This is a genomic window from Cupriavidus sp. CPT47-8839-RL05A (assembly GCF_058792255.1).
The window spans coordinates 1-21143 of the sequence record NZ_JBYTEG010000020.1 but is presented as its reverse complement, the minus strand read 5'-3'; the positions used below and the strand labels follow the sequence as shown (position 1 = coordinate 21143).

The 21143-nt window shown below is 68.4% G+C and carries 20 protein-coding genes; 8 read left to right on the top strand and 12 right to left on the bottom strand.

From position 1 onward, the window contains the following. Positions 1–26: 26 nt before the first annotated feature. Positions 27–1373 (bottom strand): YihY family inner membrane protein, encoded by a 1347-nt coding sequence (locus AC3WVS_RS22965; protein ID WP_492320467.1) that lies wholly within the window; start codon positions 1371–1373, stop codon positions 27–29. Between the two features lie 166 nt (positions 1374–1539). On the opposite strand from AC3WVS_RS22965, the gene wrbA reads away from it, so the two are divergent. The 3 genes from wrbA to AC3WVS_RS22950 are packed head-to-tail and all read left to right on the top strand — an operon-like array spanning position 1540 to position 3984. Beyond that, positions 1540–2142, top strand: a complete 603-nt coding sequence (wrbA, locus tag AC3WVS_RS22960; protein ID WP_340529997.1) for an NAD(P)H:quinone oxidoreductase — start codon at positions 1540–1542, stop codon at positions 2140–2142. Continuing rightward, on the top strand, positions 2139–2546 hold the full coding sequence (locus tag AC3WVS_RS22955; RefSeq protein ID WP_035817523.1) for a DUF2069 domain-containing protein: 408 nt from the start codon (positions 2139–2141) through the stop codon (positions 2544–2546). The genes wrbA and AC3WVS_RS22955 overlap by 4 nt, the downstream gene beginning before the upstream one ends. Positions 2547–2565: 19 nt before the next feature. Beyond that, positions 2566–3984, top strand: a complete 1419-nt coding sequence (locus AC3WVS_RS22950) for an FAD-binding oxidoreductase (protein ID WP_492320466.1) — start codon at positions 2566–2568, stop codon at positions 3982–3984. Between the two features lie 13 nt (positions 3985–3997). On the opposite strand, the gene AC3WVS_RS22945 is transcribed toward AC3WVS_RS22950, so the two are convergent. The 11 genes from AC3WVS_RS22945 to AC3WVS_RS22895 all read right to left on the bottom strand — a co-directional run bounded on the left by AC3WVS_RS22945 (position 3998) and on the right by AC3WVS_RS22895 (position 15888). Then, positions 3998–4846 (bottom strand): N-formylglutamate amidohydrolase, encoded by an 849-nt coding sequence (locus AC3WVS_RS22945; protein WP_492320465.1) that lies wholly within the window; start codon positions 4844–4846, stop codon positions 3998–4000. A gap of 2 nt (positions 4847–4848) precedes the next feature. Further along, positions 4849–5886, bottom strand: a complete 1038-nt coding sequence (locus AC3WVS_RS22940; protein WP_492320464.1) for a porin — start codon at positions 5884–5886, stop codon at positions 4849–4851. 165 nt (positions 5887–6051) lie between these two features. Then, the gene (locus AC3WVS_RS22935) at positions 6052–7011 is read right to left on the bottom strand and encodes an ABC transporter ATP-binding protein (protein WP_492320463.1); all 960 of its coding nucleotides are present in this window, start codon (positions 7009–7011) and stop codon (positions 6052–6054) included. Beyond that, positions 7008–7970 carry an ABC transporter ATP-binding protein gene (locus AC3WVS_RS22930; RefSeq protein WP_492320462.1) on the bottom strand — a complete coding sequence of 321 codons (963 nt, stop codon included), beginning with the start codon at positions 7968–7970 and terminating at the stop codon, positions 7008–7010. The genes AC3WVS_RS22935 and AC3WVS_RS22930 overlap by 4 nt, the downstream gene beginning before the upstream one ends. Before the next feature lie 10 nt (positions 7971–7980). Beyond that, a complete protein-coding gene (locus tag AC3WVS_RS22925; protein ID WP_492320461.1) occupies positions 7981–8937 on the bottom strand; it encodes an ABC transporter permease in 957 nt (318 codons plus the stop codon). Between the two features lie 51 nt (positions 8938–8988). Next, complete coding sequence (locus tag AC3WVS_RS22920; protein ID WP_492320460.1) at positions 8989–9960, bottom strand: ABC transporter permease; 972 nt, start codon at positions 9958–9960, stop codon at positions 8989–8991. Positions 9961–9993: 33 nt separating this feature from the next. After that, positions 9994–11619, bottom strand: coding sequence for an ABC transporter substrate-binding protein (locus AC3WVS_RS22915; RefSeq protein ID WP_492320459.1), 1626 nt, complete (start codon positions 11617–11619; stop codon positions 9994–9996). Between the two features lie 192 nt (positions 11620–11811). Beyond that, the gene (locus tag AC3WVS_RS22910; RefSeq protein ID WP_492320458.1) at positions 11812–12570 is read right to left on the bottom strand and encodes an IclR family transcriptional regulator; all 759 of its coding nucleotides are present in this window, start codon (positions 12568–12570) and stop codon (positions 11812–11814) included. Positions 12571–12913: 343 nt separating this feature from the next. After that, complete coding sequence (locus AC3WVS_RS22905; RefSeq protein WP_492320457.1) at positions 12914–13705, bottom strand: GntR family transcriptional regulator; 792 nt, start codon at positions 13703–13705, stop codon at positions 12914–12916. Positions 13706–13788: 83 nt separating this feature from the next. After that, the gene (locus AC3WVS_RS22900) at positions 13789–14781 is read right to left on the bottom strand and encodes an HpcH/HpaI aldolase/citrate lyase family protein (RefSeq protein WP_492320456.1); all 993 of its coding nucleotides are present in this window, start codon (positions 14779–14781) and stop codon (positions 13789–13791) included. Positions 14782–14826: 45 nt separating this feature from the next. Further along, positions 14827–15888: a MaoC family dehydratase gene (locus AC3WVS_RS22895; RefSeq protein ID WP_492320455.1), complete on the bottom strand. Its 1062-nt coding sequence runs from the start codon at positions 15886–15888 to the stop codon at positions 14827–14829. Between the two features lie 255 nt (positions 15889–16143). Between AC3WVS_RS22895 and AC3WVS_RS22890 the strand changes: the two genes are divergently transcribed. The 5 genes from AC3WVS_RS22890 to AC3WVS_RS22870 all read left to right on the top strand — a co-directional run. Beyond that, positions 16144–17310: an acyl-CoA dehydrogenase family protein gene (locus AC3WVS_RS22890; protein ID WP_492320454.1), complete on the top strand. Its 1167-nt coding sequence runs from the start codon at positions 16144–16146 to the stop codon at positions 17308–17310. 16 nt (positions 17311–17326) lie between these two features. Continuing rightward, complete coding sequence (locus AC3WVS_RS22885; protein WP_492320453.1) at positions 17327–18703, top strand: MmgE/PrpD family protein; 1377 nt, start codon at positions 17327–17329, stop codon at positions 18701–18703. 20 nt (positions 18704–18723) lie between these two features. Continuing rightward, positions 18724–19965: a CaiB/BaiF CoA transferase family protein gene (locus AC3WVS_RS22880; protein WP_492320452.1), complete on the top strand. Its 1242-nt coding sequence runs from the start codon at positions 18724–18726 to the stop codon at positions 19963–19965. Between the two features lie 31 nt (positions 19966–19996). Then, a complete protein-coding gene (locus AC3WVS_RS22875) occupies positions 19997–20959 on the top strand; it encodes a Bug family tripartite tricarboxylate transporter substrate binding protein (RefSeq protein ID WP_492320451.1) in 963 nt (320 codons plus the stop codon). Between the two features lie 56 nt (positions 20960–21015). Then, positions 21016–21143, top strand: a 128-nt coding sequence (locus AC3WVS_RS22870) for an SDR family NAD(P)-dependent oxidoreductase (protein ID WP_492320552.1), incomplete at its 3' end; no start/stop codon positions are given.

The following is a 21143-nucleotide window of genomic DNA, read 5'->3' as shown; positions in this document are numbered from 1 at the left end:
ACCTCACTGCCGCAGGGGGGCGGGCCTTACACCTGCCCATGCCAGCCCGGCGGCACCACTTCCAGCGTGCGCCGCTGAGGGTGGCTCCCCCCATCCCCTTCAGTCGGCGGCAGATTGGCCGGCTGCTGCCGGAACACCGCCTCAAGCGTCTGATCCAGCTGCGGATTGTCCAGGACCGACTTGAGCGCATCCGCCCCTTGCAGCTGCTGCGCCAGCGCGGTGCGCGGCAGCCGCGGCAGGTTCAGCACCAGCCGGTCATGCAGCGTGCGCAACGTCACCTGTGACGGATTGCACAGCAGTGCCCAATGGGCCTGACCACGCTCCTGCTGCAAGCGCCCGACCAGATGCATGGCCTTGAGCTTGCCCAGCAGGTCCGACAGGTAATCGGCCTCGACCCGCAGCTTGCGGCCCAAGTCCAGTTCGCCAACGCTGCGCGGCACCTCGTCGCGCGCGCGGTAGAGCAGCAGCAGCACGCCCAGCGCATCGAAGAACTCGCTGCCGGCAAAGGTGCGGCGGCGCCAGTAGCCCTGCCGGATCACCGGCAGGTTGGCGGCAATGGTCGCACCCAGCAGCGTCACCAGCCAGCTCAGGTAGATCCACAGCAGGAACAGCGGCAACGCGGCGAAGGTGCCGTAGACCGCGGTGTAGGCCGGGATCTCGGTGATGAAATAGCCGAAGCCGCGCTTGGCGAACTCGAACGCGACCGCCGCCACCAGGCCAGCCACGATGGCATCGCGCCATTCGACATACGCATTGGGCACCGCCGTGTACAGGAAGGCGAAGGCCAGCGCCGACAGCAGCACCGGCGTCGCGCCCACCAGCAGCCCCAGCCCCACCGGCATGGTGCCGACATAGCCCGCCGAGACCGAGATCAGGTAGGAGCTGATCGACAGGCTCGCGCCGATCAGCACCGGCCCGAAGGTCAGCACCGCCCAGAACACCAGCACCCGCTGCGCCAGCGGGCGGCGCTGCTTGACGCGCCAGATCGCGTTGAGCGCGTCTTCCACGGTCAGCATGGTCAGCACCGAGGTGACCATCAGCCCGCCCAGGCCCATTGCGGTCAGCCCGCGCGCGCTCTTGGCGAACATGCCGAGGTAGCGCTGGATCGATTCACTGACGTTGCCGGGGATCAGGTTCTGGAACAGGAACGCCTCGATGGCGTTGCGGAAGTCGCGGAACACCGGGAACGCGGCCAGCAGCGCGAACGCCACCGTCAGCACCGGCACCACCGCCAGCACGGTGGTGAAGGTCAGGCTGGCCGAGACCTGCGGCAGCCGGTCTTCGCCGGCGCGGCGCAGCGCATAGCGCGCCAGGGCGCGTACCTTCTGCAGGTTCCATTCCCGGCGCAGGCGGGCAACGCGAGGTCCAATCATGCGCAAACAACCTCCTGGATCTGGTTCTGACGGATAAACAGGCGGCCCGCGGCACCGGGGGCGCGAAGCCGATGGGAGATGGCGCGGGGGGCGCATCTATAATACGCGCATTGCTTCCGGCACCTTTCGCGCAACACCACCCCGCCACCGCCGGCCATCCCGCTCCATGACCGACATCCTCGTCCTGTATTACAGCCGCCACGGCAGCACCCGCAAACTAGCCGAACTGATTGCCAACGGTATCGACAGCGTCCCCGGCGCCCAGGCCCGGCTGCGCACGGTGCCGCCGGTTTCCACCGTGTGCGAGGCCACCGCGTCCGATATCCCGGCCGACGGCCCGCCCTATGCCGAGCTGCGCGACCTGGAGGAATGCGCCGGCCTGGCCCTGGGCAGCCCCACCCGCTTCGGCAACATGGCCGCGCCAATGAAGTACTTCCTGGACGGCACCGTGGCGCAGTGGCTGTCGGGTGCGCTGACCGGCAAGCCGGCCTGCGTCTTCACCGCCACCGGCAGCCTGCACGGCGGGCAGGAAACCACGCTGCTGTCGATGATGCTGCCGCTGCTGCACCACGGCATGCTGATCCTGGGCCTGCCGTATTCGGAGAAGGGCCTGATGACCACGGCCTCGGGCGGCACACCCTACGGCCCCAGCCACCATGCCCACGGCGACAACCGCGGCCCGGTCACGGAAGACGAATCGGGACTGGCCATCGCCATGGGCCGGCGGCTGGCGCAGACCGCGCTGCGCCTGGCGGGAGGCGCGGCATGAGCCCCATCCCCGAGAGCGACCAGGCGCTGCACAGTCCCTGGCTGTACCGGTTCAGCGTGGGCAGCCTGCTGGCGCTGATGGTGCTGTGCATTGCCTGGGAATGGTTCCTGGCGCCGCTGCGCCCTGGCGGGTCGTGGCTGATCATCAAGTTCCTGCCGCTGCTGCTGCCGCTGCGCGGCGTGCTCACGCGCAACCGCTACACCATGCAGTGGTCGTCGATGCTGATCCTGCTGTTCTTCACCGAGGGCATCGTGCGCGCCACCAGCGACCGCGCGCCCTCGTCCACGCTGGCGTGGGTGGAGGTGGCGCTGACGCTGGTGTTCTTCACCAGCACCATCCTGTACCTGCGCCCCTACAAGCGCCGCGCCCGGGCGGCGGGCAAGCCAGCCGCGCCCAAGTCCTGACCCTCACTCCGCCATCGCCATGACCTCGCCTCAAGACTCCTTCCTCGCACTGTGCCGCGCCGCGCTGGGTGCGCAGCACGTGCTGACCGATGCAGCCGACAAGGCACCCCACCTGACCGACTGGCGCAAGCGCTATCGCGGCGAGGCGCTGGCGGTGCTGCGCCCCGGCACCACCGAGGAGGTCGCGGAGGTGGTCCATGCCTGCCATGCGCACAAGATCGCCGTGGTGCCGCAAGGCGGCAACACGGGCCTGTGCGGCGGCGCCACGCCGGTGGCCGGGCAGGAGCAGGTGGTGGTCTCGCTGCAGCGGCTGCACCGCATCCGCCAGGTCGATCCGCTCAACAACACCATCACGGTCGAGGCCGGCGTGGTGCTGCAGCACCTGCAGGAGGTGGCGCGCGAGCACGGCCGGCTGTTTCCGCTGAGCCTGGCGGCCGAAGGCAGCTGCACCATCGGCGGCAACCTGTCGACCAATGCCGGCGGCACCGCGGTGCTGCGCTACGGCAATACGCGTGAGCTGTGCCTGGGCCTGGAAGTGGTGACGCCGTCGGGCGAGATCTGGCACGGCCTGCGCGGGCTGCGCAAGGACAACACCGGCTACGACCTGCGCGACCTCTTTATCGGCGCCGAAGGCACGCTCGGCATCATCACCGCGGCGGTGATGAAGCTGTTCCCGCTGCCGCGCGCCTCGGTCACCGCGCTGGCCGCGGTGCAGAGCCCGCGTGCCGCGCTGGCGCTGCTGGCCATCGCACAGTCGCATGCGGGCGCCATGCTGACCGGGTTCGAGCTGATGTCCGCGCTCAGCATGACGCTGGTGACGCGGCACTTCCCGCAGCTGCGCTATCCGTTCGCAGACATCCACCCGCAGCTGGTGCTGCTGGAACTGTCCGACAGCGAAAGCGAAGCCCATGCGCGCGGCATCTTCGAAACCATGATGTCGGCCGCCTTCGATGCCGGCGTGGTCGCCGACGCGGTGGTGGCGGAATCGGTGCAGCAGTCGCGCGATTTCTGGAACCTGCGCGAGCATATCCCGCTGGCGCAGGTGGAAGACGGCAAGAACATCAAGCACGATATCGCCGTGCCGGTGTCGCGCGTGGCGGACTTTATCGAGACCACCGACGCGCTGCTGCAGAACGCCTTCCCCGGTGCGCGCATGGTGACCTTCGGCCACCTCGGCGACGGCAACCTGCACTACAACGTGTCGCCGCCGGAAGGCGTCGACCACGAAGAATTCCTGGCGCACCAGGACCAGGTCAACCGCATCGTGCACGACAGCGTGCGCTCGCATAACGGATCGATTTCCGCCGAGCACGGGCTGGGCCAGCTCAAGCGCGAGGAAAACCGGCTTTACAAGAGCGAGGTCGAGCTGGCGATGATGCGCGCGATCAAGGGCGCACTCGATCCGCAGGGGCTGATGAATCCGGGCAAGGTGATCTGAGCGCGCCGCGCCATCATCGCACCAGTGCCTCGCGGATATATGCCGCCACCGCCTCCAGCAACTGGTCGAGATGGCCGCGCAGCACGGCGAAGCCGCCGTGCTGCGCGAACCTTGCCTCGTCCATATAGAGCGCGCGGTTGATTTCGATCTGCAGGCTGTGGCAGCCGCGCGCCGGGTCGGCATAGGCGCGGATCAGCTCCGCGCCCTTGTATGGCCAGTTGATGCCCACCCGGTAGCCGTAGCCGCGCAGGCACTGCGCCACCAGCTCTATAAACACCGGCGAGCAGGTGGCGCCGTCGCCGTTGCTGATCACAAAGTCAGGCCGCTCCGCGCCATTGTCCACGTTCATCGCATTGCCGCGCGATTTCATCGAATGGCAGTCGATATGCCACACCGCGCCCGAGCGCGCATGATGCTGCGCCAGCAGGCCGGACAGTGCTGCGTGGTAGGGATCGTAGTAGGTCTTCAGCAGGTATTCCGCCATGTCCGGCGACAGCCGCGCGGCGTACACCGGCACGCCCGGCAGCGCCAGCCGGCGCAGCACGCCCATGCCGCGCCCGGACTTGTCGCTGGGCTGCACCGCATAGGGCATGGCGCCGTCGATCAGCGCCGGATCGATGTCGTCGCGGGCGCGGTTGACATCCACCATCCAGCGCGGAAAGCCCGCGCACAGCAGCGTGCCGCCCACCATCGGCGCATGCGCGAACAACTGGTCGACATAGGCGTCCCAGCCCGTCAGCAGGGCTTCGGCGGGCGCCGCCAGCGGCAGGGTCTCGGCATGCACCAGCCCGCTGTGCGGGGAGTCCACCACCAGCGGCAGCGCCGCGCCGGCCGGTTCAGTCAGCGAATAAGGAAGGGCCATTATCAGAATTTGTGCTGAATGCCGATGCCGACCGTGGTCACGGTGTCACCGGGCTTGTGCGAGTTGGGATCCTCGCGATCGAAGAAGACATAGGGCATGGTGCGTTTGCTCAGGCTGTAGCCATAGCCGGCCTGCACCTTCTTGAGCCGGCCTTGCGGGTCGCGCTGTACCGCGCGCTCCATGTAGTTCACGGTGAGCTTGTGGGCGCCATAGGGCACGGTGAAGCCGACCAGCCAGTAAGGCACGTCGGTGCGAGTGGCGGCAGTGCCCGCGTAGCGGTCGCGCCCATAGATGCCGTAGATATTGACCACGGTAAAGTCGTACGACGCCGCGGCCTGCACCTTGTCGCGGAAATCATTGGCCACCAGCCCGCCGGTCTTGGCATCGCGCGAATAGCCCACGCCCGCGGCAAAGTTGCCGGCAGCGTAGTTGAGGCCAAGGTCGTACTGGCGGAAGTCATCCTCGGCCTGCACCGGCGACCTGGCGTTGGGCGTGGCCGGATCGGGTCCCGCCAGGTTCACGCGCGCCCGCACTGAAAAGCCGCCGAACTCCGGCGTCATATAGCCCAGCGCGTTCGACACACGGTTGCGCGCGTTCAGCACCTTGGTGCCGATGGCGGTGGCGCCCGCATCATGGATGACGAAGTCGATGTTCTGCGTCACCTGCGAATAGATCGGCGATCCGACGATGGTGGCAGAATCCAGCCGCCCCATCGCGATCGCTCCGAAGCCTCCCTGCAGTCCGACAAAGGCATTGCGAAACTGCGGGTTGGTGGCCGTACCGCTGTCGGCGGCAAAGCCCTGCTCCAGCCCGAACGCGGCGCGCAAGCCCCCGCCCAGGTCTTCGCTGCCGCGCATGCCCCAGCGCGAGGCGTTGTCGACCATCTGCGTGGCGCGGCCGTCCGGCCCCTTCTGGTATTCGATATCGGTGTCGAGGCGGCCATACAGCGTCACCGATGCGTCGGCCGCCGCCGACAGCAGCGCCAGCGCGCCGCCGATGCAGGCGCGTGCGAGCGCGCTCTTGGTCTGGATACCCTTCATGCTTCTGCTCCCTCTCTTGTTGTGTGCCAACGCACAATTCCCCCTCGGGTGATCCCAACTGCCGCGTTGTCTGTCCGCGCAGCGCGCACGCTCCCCGCCCGCCGCGCGCGCGGCGGGATGGCATCGATGCACAGGGGGAGCGTGGGCCGGCCGGGCGGCGGCTATCTAGTCATTCAAGTGGCAGGCGGACAGCCGCCCACCGATATCGCGCAGCACCGGCACTTCGGCCGCGCAACGCGCGCTCGCATGCGGGCAGCGCGGATGGAAGGCACAGCCCGTGGGCGGCGCCAGCGGGCTGGGCAGTTCGCCGCGGATCGGCTGGTGCGCGGGCGGGCTGGCGCCCAGGCGCGGCGCGTCGGCCAGCAGGGCACGGGTATAGGGATGGTTGGGCGCAGCGAACACGTCGCGCGCAGCGCCGCTCTCGACGATGCGGCCCAGGTACATGATCACCACGCGGTCCGACATATGCTCCACCACCGCCAGGTTGTGGCTGATGAAGACATAGGTCAGTTCGTGCTCGCGCCGCAGCTGCATGAACAGGTTGATGATCTGCGCCTGCACCGAGACGTCGAGCGCGGACACGGCCTCGTCGCAGATCAGCAGGCGCGGGCGCAGCGCCAGTGCGCGGGCAATGGCCACGCGCTGGCGCTGGCCGCCGGAGAATTCATGCGGAAAGCGCTCGGCATAGCTGGGATCAAGCCCCACCTGCTGCAGCAGATCGCCGGCGAACGACGCCGCGCGCGCACGCTTGACCATGCCGTGATAGACCGCGCCTTCGGTAATGGCCTGGCCGATACGCAGCCGTGGGTTGAGCGAGGCATAGGGGTTCTGAAACACCATCTGCACGGCGCGGTGATAGCCGGCGGACGCGATATCGGCGCGCTTGCCTTCCCACGCAATCTCGCCGCCCGTCTGCGGCAGCAGCCCCGCCAGCATGCGGCCCAGCGTCGACTTGCCGCAGCCGGACTCGCCGACAACGCCCAGCACCTCGCCCTTCTTCACCTGCAGCGAGACATCATTGACGGCATGCACCGCCTGCACTGGCTTTCCGGCCATGCGTCCCAGCAGGCCGGGCTTCATGGAGAAGCGTTTCTGCAGGTTGCGCGCTTCGAGCATGACTGTCATGCCACCTCCAGGGGATAAAAGCAGCGCAGCGTCCGGCCGCGCACAGTGGTTTCGGCGGGCGCCTGGCGGCATGCGTCCTGCGCGCGCTGGCAGCGCGGCGCAAAGGCGCAGCCCGGTGGCAGCGCGGCCAGCGCCGGGGCCGCGCCCGGAATCGCGCGCAGGGTTGCGCCGCGCATCTCCGGCGTGGGCAGCGAATCCAGCAGCCCGCGCGTGTACGGATGCAGCGGCCGCTCGATCAGGTCGGCGACCGGGCCCTGCTCCACCACCCTGCCCGCGTACATCACGCAGACGCGGTCGACCAGGTCCTTGACCACGGCCAGGTCATGGCTGATCCAGATCGCGGCGGCACCGGTCTCGCGCACCAGCTGCTTCATCTCGTAGAGGATCTGCGCCTGGATGGTGACGTCCAGCGCGGTGGTGGGCTCATCGGCAATGATCAGGTCCGGGCGGTTGATCAGCGCATTGGCGATTGCCACGCGCTGGCGCATGCCTCCCGACAGCTCATGCGGATAGGCGCGCATGCGCTCCTCCGGCGCCGGGATGCCCACGCGCGTGAGCGCGTCGACTGCCTGCGCGTGCGCTTGCGCGCGGGTGCGGCGGTGATGCACCAGCACGGTCTCGACCAGCTGGTCGCCCACGCGCATCACCGGGTTGAGCGACATCATCGGGTCCTGGAACACCATCGCGATGCGGTCGCCGCGCAGCGCCTGCCACTGGCGCGGCGAACACGCCAGCAGCTGCTGCCCCTTGAAGCGCACCGAACCGCCAGTGACGCGCCCGGGCGGGTCCAGCAGGTTCATCAGCGAAAACGCCGTCACCGACTTGCCCGAGCCGGACTCGCCGACGATGCCGAGAATTTCGCCCGGCTCCAGCGCGAACGACACGCCATCCACCGCCTTCACGGCCCCGCGCGCGAACGCGAAGCTGGTGCTCAGGCCGGTAACTTCCAGTAGTGCCATGCCGGGCTCCTTACCCTTCCAGCCGCGGATTGAGCACGCGGCGCAGGCGGTCGCCCACCAGGTTGATCGAGCCGATCAGCAGCACCAGGGCCACGCCCGGGAAGATGCTGATCCAGTACTTGTTCGACAGCATGTATTCGAAGCCATTGGCGATCAGCATGCCCAGCGACGGCTGCGTGCGCGGCAGCCCGATGCCGAGGAAGCTCATGGTGGCCTCCAGCGTGATCGCATGCGCGATCTGCAGCGTGCCGGTCACCACCAGCGGCGCCATGCAGTTGGGCAGGATATGGCGGAACATCACGCGCAGCGCCGGCAGCCCCTGGCCAAGCGCGGCCTCGACATATTCCTTGCGCCGCTCCACCTGCGCCGCGCCGCGCACGGTGCGGGCAAAGTAGGCCCACTGCACGATCACCAGCGCCAGCAGGGTCTTGTCCACGCCCTGCCCCAGCACCGCCAGCAGGATCAGCGCCACCAGCACCGCGGGCAGGCTCAGCTGCAGGTCGACCACGCGCATGATGGCGGCATCCGCCACCCCGCCGAAGTACGCCGCGGCCAGGCCCACGGCGCTACCCACCATCAGCGCCACCACCGCGCTGATCACGCCCACGCCCACGCTGATGCGGATGCCATAGAAGATGGCGCTGAGCAGGTCGCGCCCGGCGCCGTCGGTGCCCAGCCAGTAGTGCGGCTGGCCTTCGTAGCCGATGCTGCCCGGCGGCAGTTCGGAATCGATCACCGAAACCGTGGCGAGGTCATAGGGATTCTGCGGGCTGATCACGTGGGCCAGCGCGGCCACCAGCAGCAGCGCCACCAGCAATGCCAGCGCGGCGGCAGAGACGCGCTTGGCGCAAAAGCGCCGCAGCAGCGAGGGCCGTGCCGCAGGCGGCGCGGCGGCAGGCGCCGGTTCCGCCGCGGCCGGCGCAAGCGCGGGCACGGCGGTGTCGGCTTCAGATACAGGCAGGGACATCGGTTCAGTCTCGTTATTTTGGAGGGAGAAAAGCGGCAGCGGACGCGGGGTCTAGGCCGGCTTGTGCCGCAGGCGCGGGTCCAGCACCACGTAGAGCAGGTCGACCACCAGGTTCAGCACCACGAACAGCACCAGCGTGACCAGCAGGTAGGCCACCACCACCGGGCGGTCCAGCGCCAGCACCGAATCGATGATCAGCTTGCCCATGCCGGGCCAGGAGAACACCGACTCGGTCACCACCGAGAACGCGATCAGGTGGCCGAACTCCAGGCCGACCACGGTGACGATCGGGATCAGCACATTGGGCACCACGTGGCGCAGCACCAGCCGCGCGCCGCCCACGCCCTTGGCGCGGGCAAACTTGATGTACTCCTGGCCGGCCACTTCGCGCGTGCCGGCCTCGGTGAGGCGCGCGACCAGCGAGATCTTGAACAGCGACAGCGTCAGCGCCGGCAGCAGCAGAAAGCGCATGCCTTCCCAACTGGTCACCGACAGCGGCACGCCCAGCACCGTGCTGACCGGCCCGCGCCCGCCCGAAGGCAGCCAGCCCAGGTTCACCGAGAACACCAGGATGCCGATCATGCCGATCCAGAAGGTCGGCATGATCACGCCGCCGAGCGAGCACGCCATCAGCATCCGCGCCAGCCGGCTATGCGGCTTGAGGCCCGCAAACACGCCCATCGGGATGCCGATGCCCAGCGACAGCAGCAGCGCCGTCACGGCCAGTTCCAGCGTGGCCGGCACGCGGCTGACGATCAGCTCGATCGCCGGCCGGTTGTAGATGAAGGAATCGCCCAGGTCGCCGTGCAGGGCGCCCTGCAGGAAGCGCAGGTATTGCTGCGGCATGGGCAGGTCCAGGCCGAGCGCGTGGCGCGCCTCGGTGATTTCCTGCTCGGTGGCGGTGGGGCTGACCAGCAGGTGCACCGGGTCGCCGATCAGGTTGACCGCGCAGAAGGTCAGCACCGACATGATCCACAGCACCGCAAGGCTCTGCAGCAGCCGTTTGAGAAGGGTTTCGAACATGATGGTTAAGGGCGGGAGAGTCCGTGGCGCGGGTCAGCGTTGCGGGGCGGCGGGCGGCGCCGGGCGGATATTGCTGGCATAGGTGAAGCCGTCGCTGCGCGGCTGCACCGCGAGCCCGTCGCGATAGGCCCACGCGGCGCGCAGGTGATGCAGCGGCACGATGCCCGCGTCGGCGGCCAGCTGCTCGGCCGCGCGCTGCTGCACCTGGTCGCGCGGCGCCGGCGCCATGGTATGCATCGATTCCTCGATCAGCGCATCCACTGCCGCGTTGGCATAGCCGCTGCGGTTGTTGGCGCCCAGCCCGGCGGCCTTGTCCTGCGCATGCGCCACCGCCACCAGCGGCTCCAGTGAATCGCCGCTGACCGCGCCGATGCCCAGCAGGAAGGCGCTGAACTCAGGCTTGCCGCCCTCGCCGCCCGAGGTGGCGCGGGTGATGTAGACCGAATACGGCAGCGTGCGCACCTCGGTGCGGATGCCGGCGCGGGTCAGCATCTGCCCCACCGCCTCGCAGGTCTTGGCGTCGTTCAGGTAGCGGTCGTTGGGGCAATGCAGCGTCAGGCGGAAGCCCTCGGGATAGCCGGCCTCGGCCAGCAGGCGGCGCACCCGCGCGGCATCGGCACGCGGCGCCGGCACCGCCGGGGCAAAGCCGAAGAAGCCCTGCGGCACCATCTGCCCGGCCGGCACGGAATCGCCCCTGGTCACGCGCGCCGCGATCAGGTCGCGGTCGATGGCCAGGCTGATGGCCTGGCGCACCCGGGCATCGCGCAACGGATTGGCCGCCAGCGGCTGGCCCGCGTTGTCCTGCACATAAGGCGACACCGCGCGCGCCTGGTCCAGCTGCAGGTAATTCAGCATGTACGAGGTCGCCGATACGGTGCGGATACGGCCGTTGGTGCGCGCAAAGGCTTCGGCGATGCTGGCCGACGAGGCGTCGATCACATCCACCTGCCCCGACAGCAGCGCCGAGGCCCGCGCCGGCTCCTTCGGGATGAACTGGAACACCACCCGCTGCCAAGGCTGCGGTGCGCCCCAGTAGCCCGGATTGCGCGCCAGCGTCAGCTGCTGGCCGTGCTCCCAGGCCACCAGCCGGTAAGGGCCGGTGCCGATGCTGGCACTGCCATGGGCAAAGTCGGCCTCGCGCACGGACTTGCCCAGCGAGCGCGGCAGCATCGCCACCATGCCGATGTTCTGCGGCAGCACCGGGTTGGGCGAGCGCGTGCGCACGCGCAGCGTCAGCGGCCCCGTCACCTCCACCGCCGCGACGGACTTCAGGTAGGTGCGGAAGGTACGCGCGCCGGGCAGCTTCATGGCGCGCTCGATCGAATAGCGTGCGTCCTCGGCAGTGAACGGCTCACCATTGCTGAAGCGCACGTCCGGGCGCAGCTGGAATTCCCAGTTGCGATCGTCCAGCTGGCGCCATGCCGTGGCCAGCTGGGGCACCGGGCGCAGCGCATTGTCCAGTCCGACCAGGGTCTCGTACACGTGGCCCCACAGGTTGCGGCCGGCGGCGTCCAGCACATGGGGATCAGCGGCGCTGATCTCGGCCTTGTAGCCGATGCGCAGGTCGGCGGCATGCGCGGCGTGGCCGGCCGCGAGCAGCGCGAGGGTGGCCAGGGCAGCCGCAATACGCGACGCCAGGTGGACAGCAAGCTGAGACATGGGGATCTGGTTTGTTTGTCGAAACATTGTTTCATTCAGTGATACCGCGTATCGAAGAATAAGACATCGAGGCCACTGTCGATAAGCAGGGTTTACCCCCTGTGATTCGCGCGGGCAAAGAAAAAGCGGCGCCGAAGCGCCGCTTTTGAGATATCGGGGATTTGCGCGGTCCTGCCCCGCGCCCAGCCGGATTCAGCCGCCGGTATGGCCGAGCGCGCGTGACAGCGCGGCGGCCTCCGCCACCACCATCGCCACATGCCGGTCCAGCGCCTCCTGCGTGGTCCGGCTGGCCGGGCTGGCGATGCTCAGCGACGCCACTGCCGCGCCGCTGTGGTCGCGCAGCGGCGCGGCGGCAGAGACAGCATCGGCATCGCGCTCGCCGAGCGATACGGCATAGCCGGCGGCGCGGATCGCCGCAAGCTCGTCGCGCAGGGACTGCGGCTCGATGATGGTCTTGGCGGTGAAACGTTCCAGCTGGTGCGCCAGCACGGCGTCCAGCACCTCGGGCGCGGCGAAGGCAAGCAGCAGCTTGCCGGAGGCCCCCACATGCAGCGGCCGGCGGTTGCCGATCTCGGTATGCACGCGCACCGATTGGGTCGACTCATGCCGCGCCACACACACCGACTCCAGCCCGTCGCGCACGCGCACGATCACGTTCTCGCCGCAGGCCGCGCCGATCGCCGCCAGCCGCGGCGCCACCAGCTTGACCAGGTCGAACTGCTCGCGCGCGGCATTGCCCACCAGCAGCGCGTTGTAGCTGAGCTTGTAGACCGCCGCCGGCGACTCGCGCGCGATCAGGCCGCGGTGCTCCAGCGTGGTCAGCAGGCGGAAGGCGCGCGCCTTGGTCAGTCCGGCGCGCCTGGCCAGCTCGGTCACGCCCAGCGACGGATGCTCGGCCACCAGCATCAGCAAACCCAGCGCTTCGTCCACCGCTTCAACGATGTAAGTCATCGATCCTTCTTGCCATGTTCATAAATGTCCCATCGCGGATTGTAGCCGCCACAAGCATGCGGTATGCACTGCGTCACACGGACAGGCGATTCAGGAGCGCCGCGAAGGAAGATGAATCCGGCAGCCTCCGGCGATGAGCGCATCACCTGCGAATCCCCCAACTGGGAATTTCGAACGCAAGCCCCGGCTTTTGATCGGCAGTACCCGCGCGCTGCAAGCGCTCGGCATGCAGCCGGGCGCTGTACTCTGACCGCCAGACGGTGGAGTTCCGCCAGGCAATGCCGCATTCTGGCGCGCATGAGGCCGCGCGCCCGAGGCAATCACCAGCGTCCCGCAACGCGGCCTAGACCTGCACCCGGCTGCGCTTGAGCTGGAACGCCACGGTCACCCGGTCCGCCGGATAGATCGTGTCGGTGATCTCCAGGATCCTGCCCTGCGCGTCCTTGTAATGGCGGATCAGCCGCAGGCCGGGCGAACCCGGCTCGGCGCCCAACACCCTTGCCAGCCGCCCATCGATCAGCACGCCGTGGATGACCTGCCGGATCTCGGCGATGGCCACGCCGCAATCGCGTTCGATCAGCGCGCTGACCAGCAGCTTGGGGTTGTTGCGGATGGTATCGGCCAGGTGCGCCAGCGAGGCGTCGATGTAGATGTCGGCGTGCGCAACCGGCGTGCTGCCCTTGCGTGCATCGACCCGCGTGCCGGAAAAACGCAGCCATTCGCTGCCGATCGGCGCCTCCAGCAGGCGGGCCTCGGCGCGGTCCAGCGTGACGCTGTGCACCGCCTCGATGCTGCGGATCTCGGTGGCTGCCACCCGCACCAGATCTTCGGCGGTGCCGAACGACTGAGTGTACGAGGCCTCGGGACTGGCGCTCTCGACGATGGTCCCCACCGCCTTCTTGCGCGAGATATAGCCCCAGTCCTGCAGCAGCTTGAGCGCCGCGCGCACCGTATGGCGGCTGACCCCATGCTGCCCGGCCAGCTCATGCTCGGTCGGCAGCAGGCTGCCGACCACGCGGCGGCCCTCGACGATATCCCGGACCAGGGTGCTGGCCAGCTCGGCATAGCGGGTCGAGGCCGCCCCGCCAGGAGCCACCGGTGCTTCCGCCCGCTTGTCGTTCAGTTGGTTGCGCATGGCGATGAGCTGGCCCCGGGCCGCTCCATGAAAATGGGTCCGCGCATTGTAAGGCAAGCGGCGGCACCCCGGGACCGCGCGCCTCAGGCCGCGAAGAAGCGCTTGTCGGCTTCGGCCGGCACCATCATGCCGGTGACCTTGGCCTTCTCCAGCACGCCCCAGAAATAGCGATAGGTGGCACGGTCATGCAGCTCGCCCTGGTACTGGATCGGGCCCCAGTCCGCGTCCTGCGCCGCGCACAGGATGCCGGCCGCGTCCTCCACCTCGGTGAAATCGGGACGCATGGCATTGACGATGGGCAGGATCTGCGCCGGATAGATGCTCCACATGCGCAGGAAGCCAAACTGGTTGCGCGCGCGCGTGGCATCGCCGCCGATCACCTCGGCATCCTTCAGGTTCAGGCAGACGTTGTGCGCCGGCACGATACCGTTGGCCAGCGCCGCGGCCACCATGTCGGCCTTGGCGCGCGCCAGCAGCGCGTGCTCGAACTGGCCGGGGCTGCGCATCGCCGCCGCCGGGATGGCGCCGTGGTGGCCGCTGACAAAATCCATCAGGCCGAAGTCCAGCACCTCGATATTGGGCAGCGCCGCGATCTGGAACACATCGCGCAGCGCGCCGTGCGTTTCCACCAGCACGTGGACCGGGATCTCGCGGCCAAGCCCGGCCTTGCGCGCGGCCTGGCCGATGTATCCGATCACCTCGGCCACCTGCTGGTGGCTGGTGGCCTTGGGCACGGTGAGATAGGCCAGGCGGCTGCCGGCCTCGCCCACGATGATGTCGACGTCCTGCCGCCAGGCCGGATGCGCGGGATCGTGGATGCGCGCGCCGGCGCGGCCGTGGCGGTTGCGCTCCGACGCGATCATGCGCGCCACCATGGCGGCGTGCTCGCGCTCCTGGCCGGCGGCGGCGCCGTCTTCGCAATCGCAGGTCACGTCAAAGACGGGGCCGTACTCGATCTGCAGGTCGAAAGCCTTGCCGATCAGCTTTTCGCTGCCGGCAAAGTGCTCGCACGCGGCCAGCACCGGGAAGGATTTCTCGCCGGCAAACAGCGCGTCGCGCGGATGGGTGGTGGTCATGGATGGCTCCTGGAAGCGGATGTTGGAATGGGTACGCAAGCCGGCTCAGCGGCCGCGGCGCGGCATGGCGATGGTGTAGTCGAGATCCAGCACCACGTTGGCCGGATGGGCGGGCTTGCCGTCGGCGGCGGGCGGAAACACCACCGTGCCGGCTGCTGCGTTCTTGATGCCGATGGTGCGCAGGCGCAGCGCGCCGACATGCGCCAGCCCGAGGTCGAGCTTTTCCACCACCTGGGTGGCGCAGGCGATGGTGTCGCCGGCATAGGTGGGATTGACGTGGCTGCCGCCGTTGATCGCCAGCATCGACAGGCCGTTCTCCAGGCCGTCATAGGAGAGCGCCTTGCACAGCGAGATGATGTGGCCGCCATATACCAGGCGCTGGCCGCCCCTGGCCGCCATCGCAAAGCCGTCGAAATGCGCCCGGGCCGTGTTCTGGTAGAGCCGGGTGGCAATGCTATGGTCACTGTCGTTGACCGTCATCGCGCCGGGGTGGTCAAGGCGCTCGCCCGCCGCGTAGTCTTCCCACAGGTCCTGCACGCCGGTCATGGCGCAGATCTCGCGCACGCCGGGGCCGTAGCCGCCATGCCAGAGCCGCGCTGCCGGCACCACCGGCCCCGTCGCGGGCAACACGGCCTCGCCGCAGGCGGCGGCGTGGTCGCGCTTGTGCACCATGACCCAGCGAATCCAGGTCAGCACCGCTTCACCGTGCTGGTTGTGCGCGGTAGAGCGCACATAGACCACGCCGCTCTTGCGGTTCGAGTTCTCCTTCAGGCCGATCACCTCGCTCTCCACCGACAGCGTATCGCCCGGATAAACGTGGGCCAGGAAGCGCACATCGGCATAGCCCAGGTTGGCCACGGCATTGAGCGAGATGTCCGGCACGGTCTTGCCGAACGCAGTGTTGAACACCAGCAGGTCTTCCAGCGGCCGGCGCGCCAGCCCGAGTTGCGCCGCATTGGTGTCGGCAGTGCCCGGCGCCGCGCGGCTGCCGGTCAGGCCGATGTACAGGCTGCGGTCGCCTTCGGTCAGCGTGCGCGGCGTGGCGTGGCGCATGCGCATGCCCACGCGGAAGTCTTCAAAAAAATTGCCGCTCCGGTTCTTCTGCATGGCTCCTTCTCTCCTCGACTGGCGGAAGATCTCGTCTCCCACTATCACTATGTCCGTACATAATGGACGGAGCGACTACGTCTGTCAATGATCGGGAGAAGGTTGAAGGTATCCGGGAAAATTAGGGGAAATTATCCCACCCAATACGGGTGGCCCGGCCGATTTGACTTGTCACCCAAGCGCTCTTATCTCTTACTATGTACGTACATAAAGCCGGATACCGGACATCGCAGGAACCGACCAAAGGAGCGCAACGTGCAAAAACTGACCGACGAGCGGCGCATGATCCAGGACGCCGCGAGGCAATTCACCATGGACCGCGTCCTGCCAATCGCCAACAAGCTGGACCCCGAGAAAGGCCAGATCCCGCGCGAGCTGATCGATGAAATGGCCGAACTGGGCTACTTCGGCATCCTGATTCCCGAGGAATACGGCGGCCTGGGCCTGGGCGCCTATGAGTACTGCCTGGTGGCCGAGCAGCTGTCGCGCGGCTGGATGAGCGTGGGCAGCATGATCGCGCGCGGCAACGGCCTGATCGGCGCGCTCAAGGGCCTGTCGCCCGAGAAGAAGGCGGACTACCTGCCGCGCATGGCGCGCGGCGAATTCCTCGGCGCATTCTCGCTGTCGGAGCCCAACGCCGGCTCCGACGTGGCCAATATCTCGTGCCGCGCCGTGCGCGACGGCGACGACTGGGTCATTACCGGCAGCAAGTACTGGTGCACCTTCGCCGACGAGGCCGACTTCATCTTGGTGGTCTGCCGCACCGACCCCGTGATCGACCCCAAGGCCCGCCACCGTGGCCTGTCCGCCTTCATGATCGAAAAGCCGCGCGGCCAGCTGCCCGAGGGTGTCAAGGGCAGCCCCATCCCCAAGATCGGCTACTACGGCTGGAGCACCTGGGAGCTGGCTTTCGACAACTGCCGCGTGCCGGCCGACAAGATGGTCGGCGAGGAAGGCAAAGCCTTCTACCTGACCACAGCCGGCCTGGAAACCGCCCGCGCCCACACCGCCGCGCGCTCGATCGGGCTGGCCCAGGGCAGCCTGGAAGATGCCATCCTGTACGCACGCGAGCGCGCCCAGTTCGGCAACCCCATCGGCAACTTCCAGGCGATCCGCTTCAAGCTGGCGGACATGGCCACGCAGATCGAAGCCTCGCGCGCGCTGCTCTACGCCGTGTGCGAGCAGATCGACGACGGCCAGCGCTGCTCCACCGAAGCGGCCATGGTCAAGCTGTTCGCCAGCGAGATGTCGGAGCGCGTCACCAGCGAAGGCCTGCAGGTCCACGGCGGCGCCGGCTACACCACGCACTTCGCGGCCGAGCGCTACTGGCGCGATGCACGCCTGACCAAGATCTTCGAGGGGACCTCCGAGATCCAGATGCGCATCATCTCCGATGCGATGCTGGGCAAGGTCGAAGCCTGAACGCCGGAGCCTGACCATGCACGCCTCCACGCCATCGACGGATCTTGCCGGCGCCGGCATCAGCCGGCAGGCGGCGCGTTTCGCGGTCGACCGCGCATTGCGCTTTCCCGAGCAGGCGCTCGGCATTGCCCGCCTGTCAGTCTATGACTTCTTCGCGGTGGCGCTGGCCGGCGCCAGCGAGCCCGTCAGTCAGGCGGTGCGCGGGCTGGTCCGGGGCGAAGCCGGCGCCCCGCGGGCCAGCGCCTTCGGCATGGCCGAACGTGTGCCGGCGCGCGCAGCGGCGCTGCTCAATGGCGCGGTCTCGCATGCACTGGACTACGACGACACCCACTTCGACTTTGTCGGGCACCCGACCGTCGCCGTGTTGCCCGCCGCGCTGGCGCTCGGCGAGCAACAGCAGGCTGACGGCAAGGCCGTGCTGGAAGCCTTCCTGACCGGCGTCGAGGTGACCTGCCGCGTGGGCGGGTGGCTGGGCCGGCCGCACTACAACGCCGGCTTCCACCAGACCGCCACCTCGGGCGCCTTTGGCGCCATGGCGGCAAGCGCGCGCCTGCTCGGGCTCGATGCGGCGCAGGCTGGCTACGCATTTGGCCTGGCCGCCACCCGGGCGAGCGGCCTCAAATGCCAGTTCGGCACCATGAGCAAGCCCTTCCATGCCGGCATGGCTGCATCCAGTGGGGTCGAGGCGGCCACGCTTGCGGCCCTCGGCTTCATTTCGCGTCCCGACGCAATCGAGTGCGCCGGCGGCTTTGCGGCCACGCACGGCGCGCGCGAAGGCAACGTGGCTGCCCCCTTCGACGGATTGCCGGACGTCTTCCGTTTTGCCGATGTGCAATACAAGTTCCACGCCTGTTGCCACGGCACCCACCCTGCCCTGGAGGCGCTGCTGGCGCTGCGCGCGGACCACGCCTTGCATGCGCAGGACATCGAACGGGTCACGCTGCGCATCGACCCGCAGTGGCTGCCGGTCTGCTGCATCGAACGGCCGCGCACCGGCCTGGAAGCCAAGTTCAGCCTGTCGCTGACCGCGGCGATGATACTGGCCGGCATCGACACCGCTGCGCTCGATTCATTTGCCGACGCGCGCTGCGAAGACCCCATGCTGCTCGGCCTCGCCCGCCGCGTGATCATCGAAGCCGATCCGGCGATTGCCGACACGGCCTGCCACGCGCGCGTCGACACGCGCGCCAGCAACGTCCACACCACACACGTCGAACTGAGCGATCCGATGCCTTTCGCGCACAAGGCCGCCAAGCTCAGGACCAAGGCCGCGGCCCTGGTCGGCGCGGCACAAGCGGAAGCGCTGTGGACCTTCGTCGAGGAACTCGATGCGCTGCCGGCTGCCGCGCTGTATCCCCGCATCCACGCTTTCATGGCCGGCGCCTCCGCCTGAGCCACCCCTCGGAGTCAAGCATGCAGCAATCACAACCGTCCGCTTCCAAGCCCGCTGGCGCCCTCGCCGGCCTGCGCGTGGTAGACCTCACCCAGATGCTGGCCGGCCCGTTCTGCACGCAGGTGCTGGCCGACCACGGTGCCGAAGTCATCAAGGTCGAAGCCATGACCGGCGACGGCACGCGCGTCACCGGCCCCTTCTGCGCCGACGACACGCTGCGCGACTTTGGCGGCTATTTCCAGAGCGTGAACCGCAACAAGCAATCGATCGCCGTCGACCTGAAGACCGAGGCGGGCCGCGAGATCGTGCGCAAGCTGATCGACCGCGCCGACATCGTGGTCGAGAACTTCCGCGCCGGCGTGATGGAGCGCCTAGGGCTGGCCTATGAGACCCTGCGCGAGACCAATCCGCGCCTGGTCTACGGCACCGTGCGCGGCTTCGGCGATCCGCGCAGCGGCGCAAGCCCCTATGCGCAATGGCCGGCCTATGACGTGGTCTCGCAGGCCATGGGCGGCATGATGGGAATCACCGGCCCGGACCGCGATACGCCCACCAAGATCGGCCCCGGCGTGGGTGACACCGTGCCGGCGCTGATGCTGTGCATCGGCATCCTGGCCGCGGTGCATCGCGCCCGCGAGTCCGGCGCAGGCCAGTTCGTCGACGTGGCCATGACGGACGCCGTGCTGGCCATGTGCGAGCGCATCGTCTACCAGACCTCCTACACCGGCACCGTGCCTGCGCCGGAAGGCAACCGCCACCCCCTGCTGTGCCCGTTCGGCCTGTTCCGCGCCCGCGATGGCCATGTCTCGATCGCCTGCGCCACCGACGCCTTCTGGGCCAGGCTGGCCCATGCCATCGGCCGGCCCGACATGGCCACCGACGAGTGCTTCGCCACCAACGCCGCGCGCGTGCGCAACGCGCAGCAAGTGATTGACGCCATCGAGGCCTTCAGCACGGCGCGCACCAAGGAGGAGATCGCACAGTGCCTGGGCGGCAAGGTGCCGTTCGGTCCGGTCTACACCTCGGCGGAGATCTTCTCGGACCCGCACTACCGTGTGCGCGAAATGCTGGTCGACGTTGAGCAGCCGGGCTCGGCCACGCCGGTCAAGATCGCCGGCGTGCCGATCAAGCTCAGCGCCACCCCCGGCGCGGTGCGCCAGCGCGCGCCCATGCTTGGCGAGCACACCGACGCGATCCTGCTGGCGGTGGGCTATGCGCAGGAAGAGATCGGGGGCATGCGCGCGGCGGGGGCAATCCGCTGACGTCACCACACACCCGTCAACAGGAGACACAATGAAACTGAAAGCACTCTTCACCGGGCTGATGCTCGCCGCGGCGGCGACGGCCAGCCACGCGCAAGCCTACCCCTCACGCCCGATCCGCCTGATGGTCGGCTTTGGCGCCGGCGGCCCCACCGACGTAGCCGCCCGCAGCTACGCCGCGCGCCTGGGCGAGATCCTCAAGCAGCCGGTGATCGTCGATAACCGCGCCGGCGCCACCGGCGGCATCGCTGCCAACATGGTCACGCATGCGGATCCCGACGGCTATACGCTGATCTTTGTCACCAGTCCGATGATGACGATGGTGCCAGTGGTGCAAAAGGCGGTTGGCTATGATCCCGTGAAGAGCTTCACCCCGATCGGTCTGGTCAGCGACTATGCCAACGTCCTGCTGGTGAAAGCCGGCTCACCGGTGCGCAGCGTTGCCGACCTGACACGCACCGCAGCGAAGCGCAACGGCATTACCTACGGCTCCGCCGGCATCGGCGCGTCCAACCATCTGTGTGCCGAACTGCTGGCGCAGATGTCCGGCACCACCATGCTGCATGTGCCCTACAAGGGCAGCGCGCAGGCGACCACCGACCTGCTCGGCGGCAAGATCGACTTCATGTTCGACGCTACCGGCACCGCGGTGGGACAGATCCGCGGCGGCACCGTAAGGGCGCTGGCCGTGACGTCGGCCCGCCGCAGCCCGGCGCTGCCCGACGTGCCGACCATGGCCGAAGCCGGCATCAGGCACTACAGCATGAGTGGCTGGTTTGCCGTGCTGGGGCCGCCCAACCTGCCGCGCACGGTGGTGGACACACTCACCCGGGCCAACCTTGCGCTCGGCCGCGACAAGGCCTACGAAGAAAGCATCCGCAAGGCCGGCTATGAGCCCATGCTGACCGGGCCCGCGGAGCTGACCGAGCACATCACGCGCGACCTCGCGCTGTGGCGCGGCGTGGCCGCCAAAGCCGGGATCCGGCCGGAATAGGCCCGCGGCGCTCGCAGCGCGTGAAACCATCAATTCTTATGTTCAGGAGCAGCAAAATGAGTGGATCCATGCAAGGCAAGGTGGCGCTGGTAACGGGCGCCGGTGGCGGAATCGGGCGCGGCATCGCGCTGGCACTGGCCGCCGCCGGCGCCAAGGTGGTGGTCAATGACCTCGGCGTGTCGAT

Coding starts and splice junctions, on each gene's coding strand:
- AC3WVS_RS22920 (WP_492320460.1), bottom strand. CDS start 9,960: ATGTTCGAAACCCTTCTCAAACGGCTGCTGCAGAGCCTTGCGGTGCTG.
- AC3WVS_RS22875 (WP_492320451.1), top strand. CDS start 19,997: ATGAAACTGAAAGCACTCTTCACCGGGCTGATGCTCGCCGCGGCGGCG.
- AC3WVS_RS22950 (WP_492320466.1), top strand. CDS start 2,566: ATGACCTCGCCTCAAGACTCCTTCCTCGCACTGTGCCGCGCCGCGCTG.
- AC3WVS_RS22895 (WP_492320455.1), bottom strand. CDS start 15,888: ATGCAGAAGAACCGGAGCGGCAATTTTTTTGAAGACTTCCGCGTGGGC.
- AC3WVS_RS22945 (WP_492320465.1), bottom strand. CDS start 4,846: ATGGCCCTTCCTTATTCGCTGACTGAACCGGCCGGCGCGGCGCTGCCG.
- AC3WVS_RS22885 (WP_492320453.1), top strand. CDS start 17,327: ATGCACGCCTCCACGCCATCGACGGATCTTGCCGGCGCCGGCATCAGC.
- AC3WVS_RS22930 (WP_492320462.1), bottom strand. CDS start 7,970: ATGGCACTACTGGAAGTTACCGGCCTGAGCACCAGCTTCGCGTTCGCG.
- AC3WVS_RS22880 (WP_492320452.1), top strand. CDS start 18,724: ATGCAGCAATCACAACCGTCCGCTTCCAAGCCCGCTGGCGCCCTCGCC.
- AC3WVS_RS22965 (WP_492320467.1), bottom strand. CDS start 1,373: ATGATTGGACCTCGCGTTGCCCGCCTGCGCCGGGAATGGAACCTGCAG.
- AC3WVS_RS22925 (WP_492320461.1), bottom strand. CDS start 8,937: ATGTCCCTGCCTGTATCTGAAGCCGACACCGCCGTGCCCGCGCTTGCG.
- AC3WVS_RS22910 (WP_492320458.1), bottom strand. CDS start 12,570: ATGACTTACATCGTTGAAGCGGTGGACGAAGCGCTGGGTTTGCTGATG.
- wrbA (WP_340529997.1), top strand. CDS start 1,540: ATGACCGACATCCTCGTCCTGTATTACAGCCGCCACGGCAGCACCCGC.
- AC3WVS_RS22915 (WP_492320459.1), bottom strand. CDS start 11,619: ATGTCTCAGCTTGCTGTCCACCTGGCGTCGCGTATTGCGGCTGCCCTG.
- AC3WVS_RS22935 (WP_492320463.1), bottom strand. CDS start 7,011: ATGACAGTCATGCTCGAAGCGCGCAACCTGCAGAAACGCTTCTCCATG.
- AC3WVS_RS22940 (WP_492320464.1), bottom strand. CDS start 5,886: ATGAAGGGTATCCAGACCAAGAGCGCGCTCGCACGCGCCTGCATCGGC.
- AC3WVS_RS22905 (WP_492320457.1), bottom strand. CDS start 13,705: ATGCGCAACCAACTGAACGACAAGCGGGCGGAAGCACCGGTGGCTCCT.
- AC3WVS_RS22955 (WP_035817523.1), top strand. CDS start 2,139: ATGAGCCCCATCCCCGAGAGCGACCAGGCGCTGCACAGTCCCTGGCTG.
- AC3WVS_RS22900 (WP_492320456.1), bottom strand. CDS start 14,781: ATGACCACCACCCATCCGCGCGACGCGCTGTTTGCCGGCGAGAAATCC.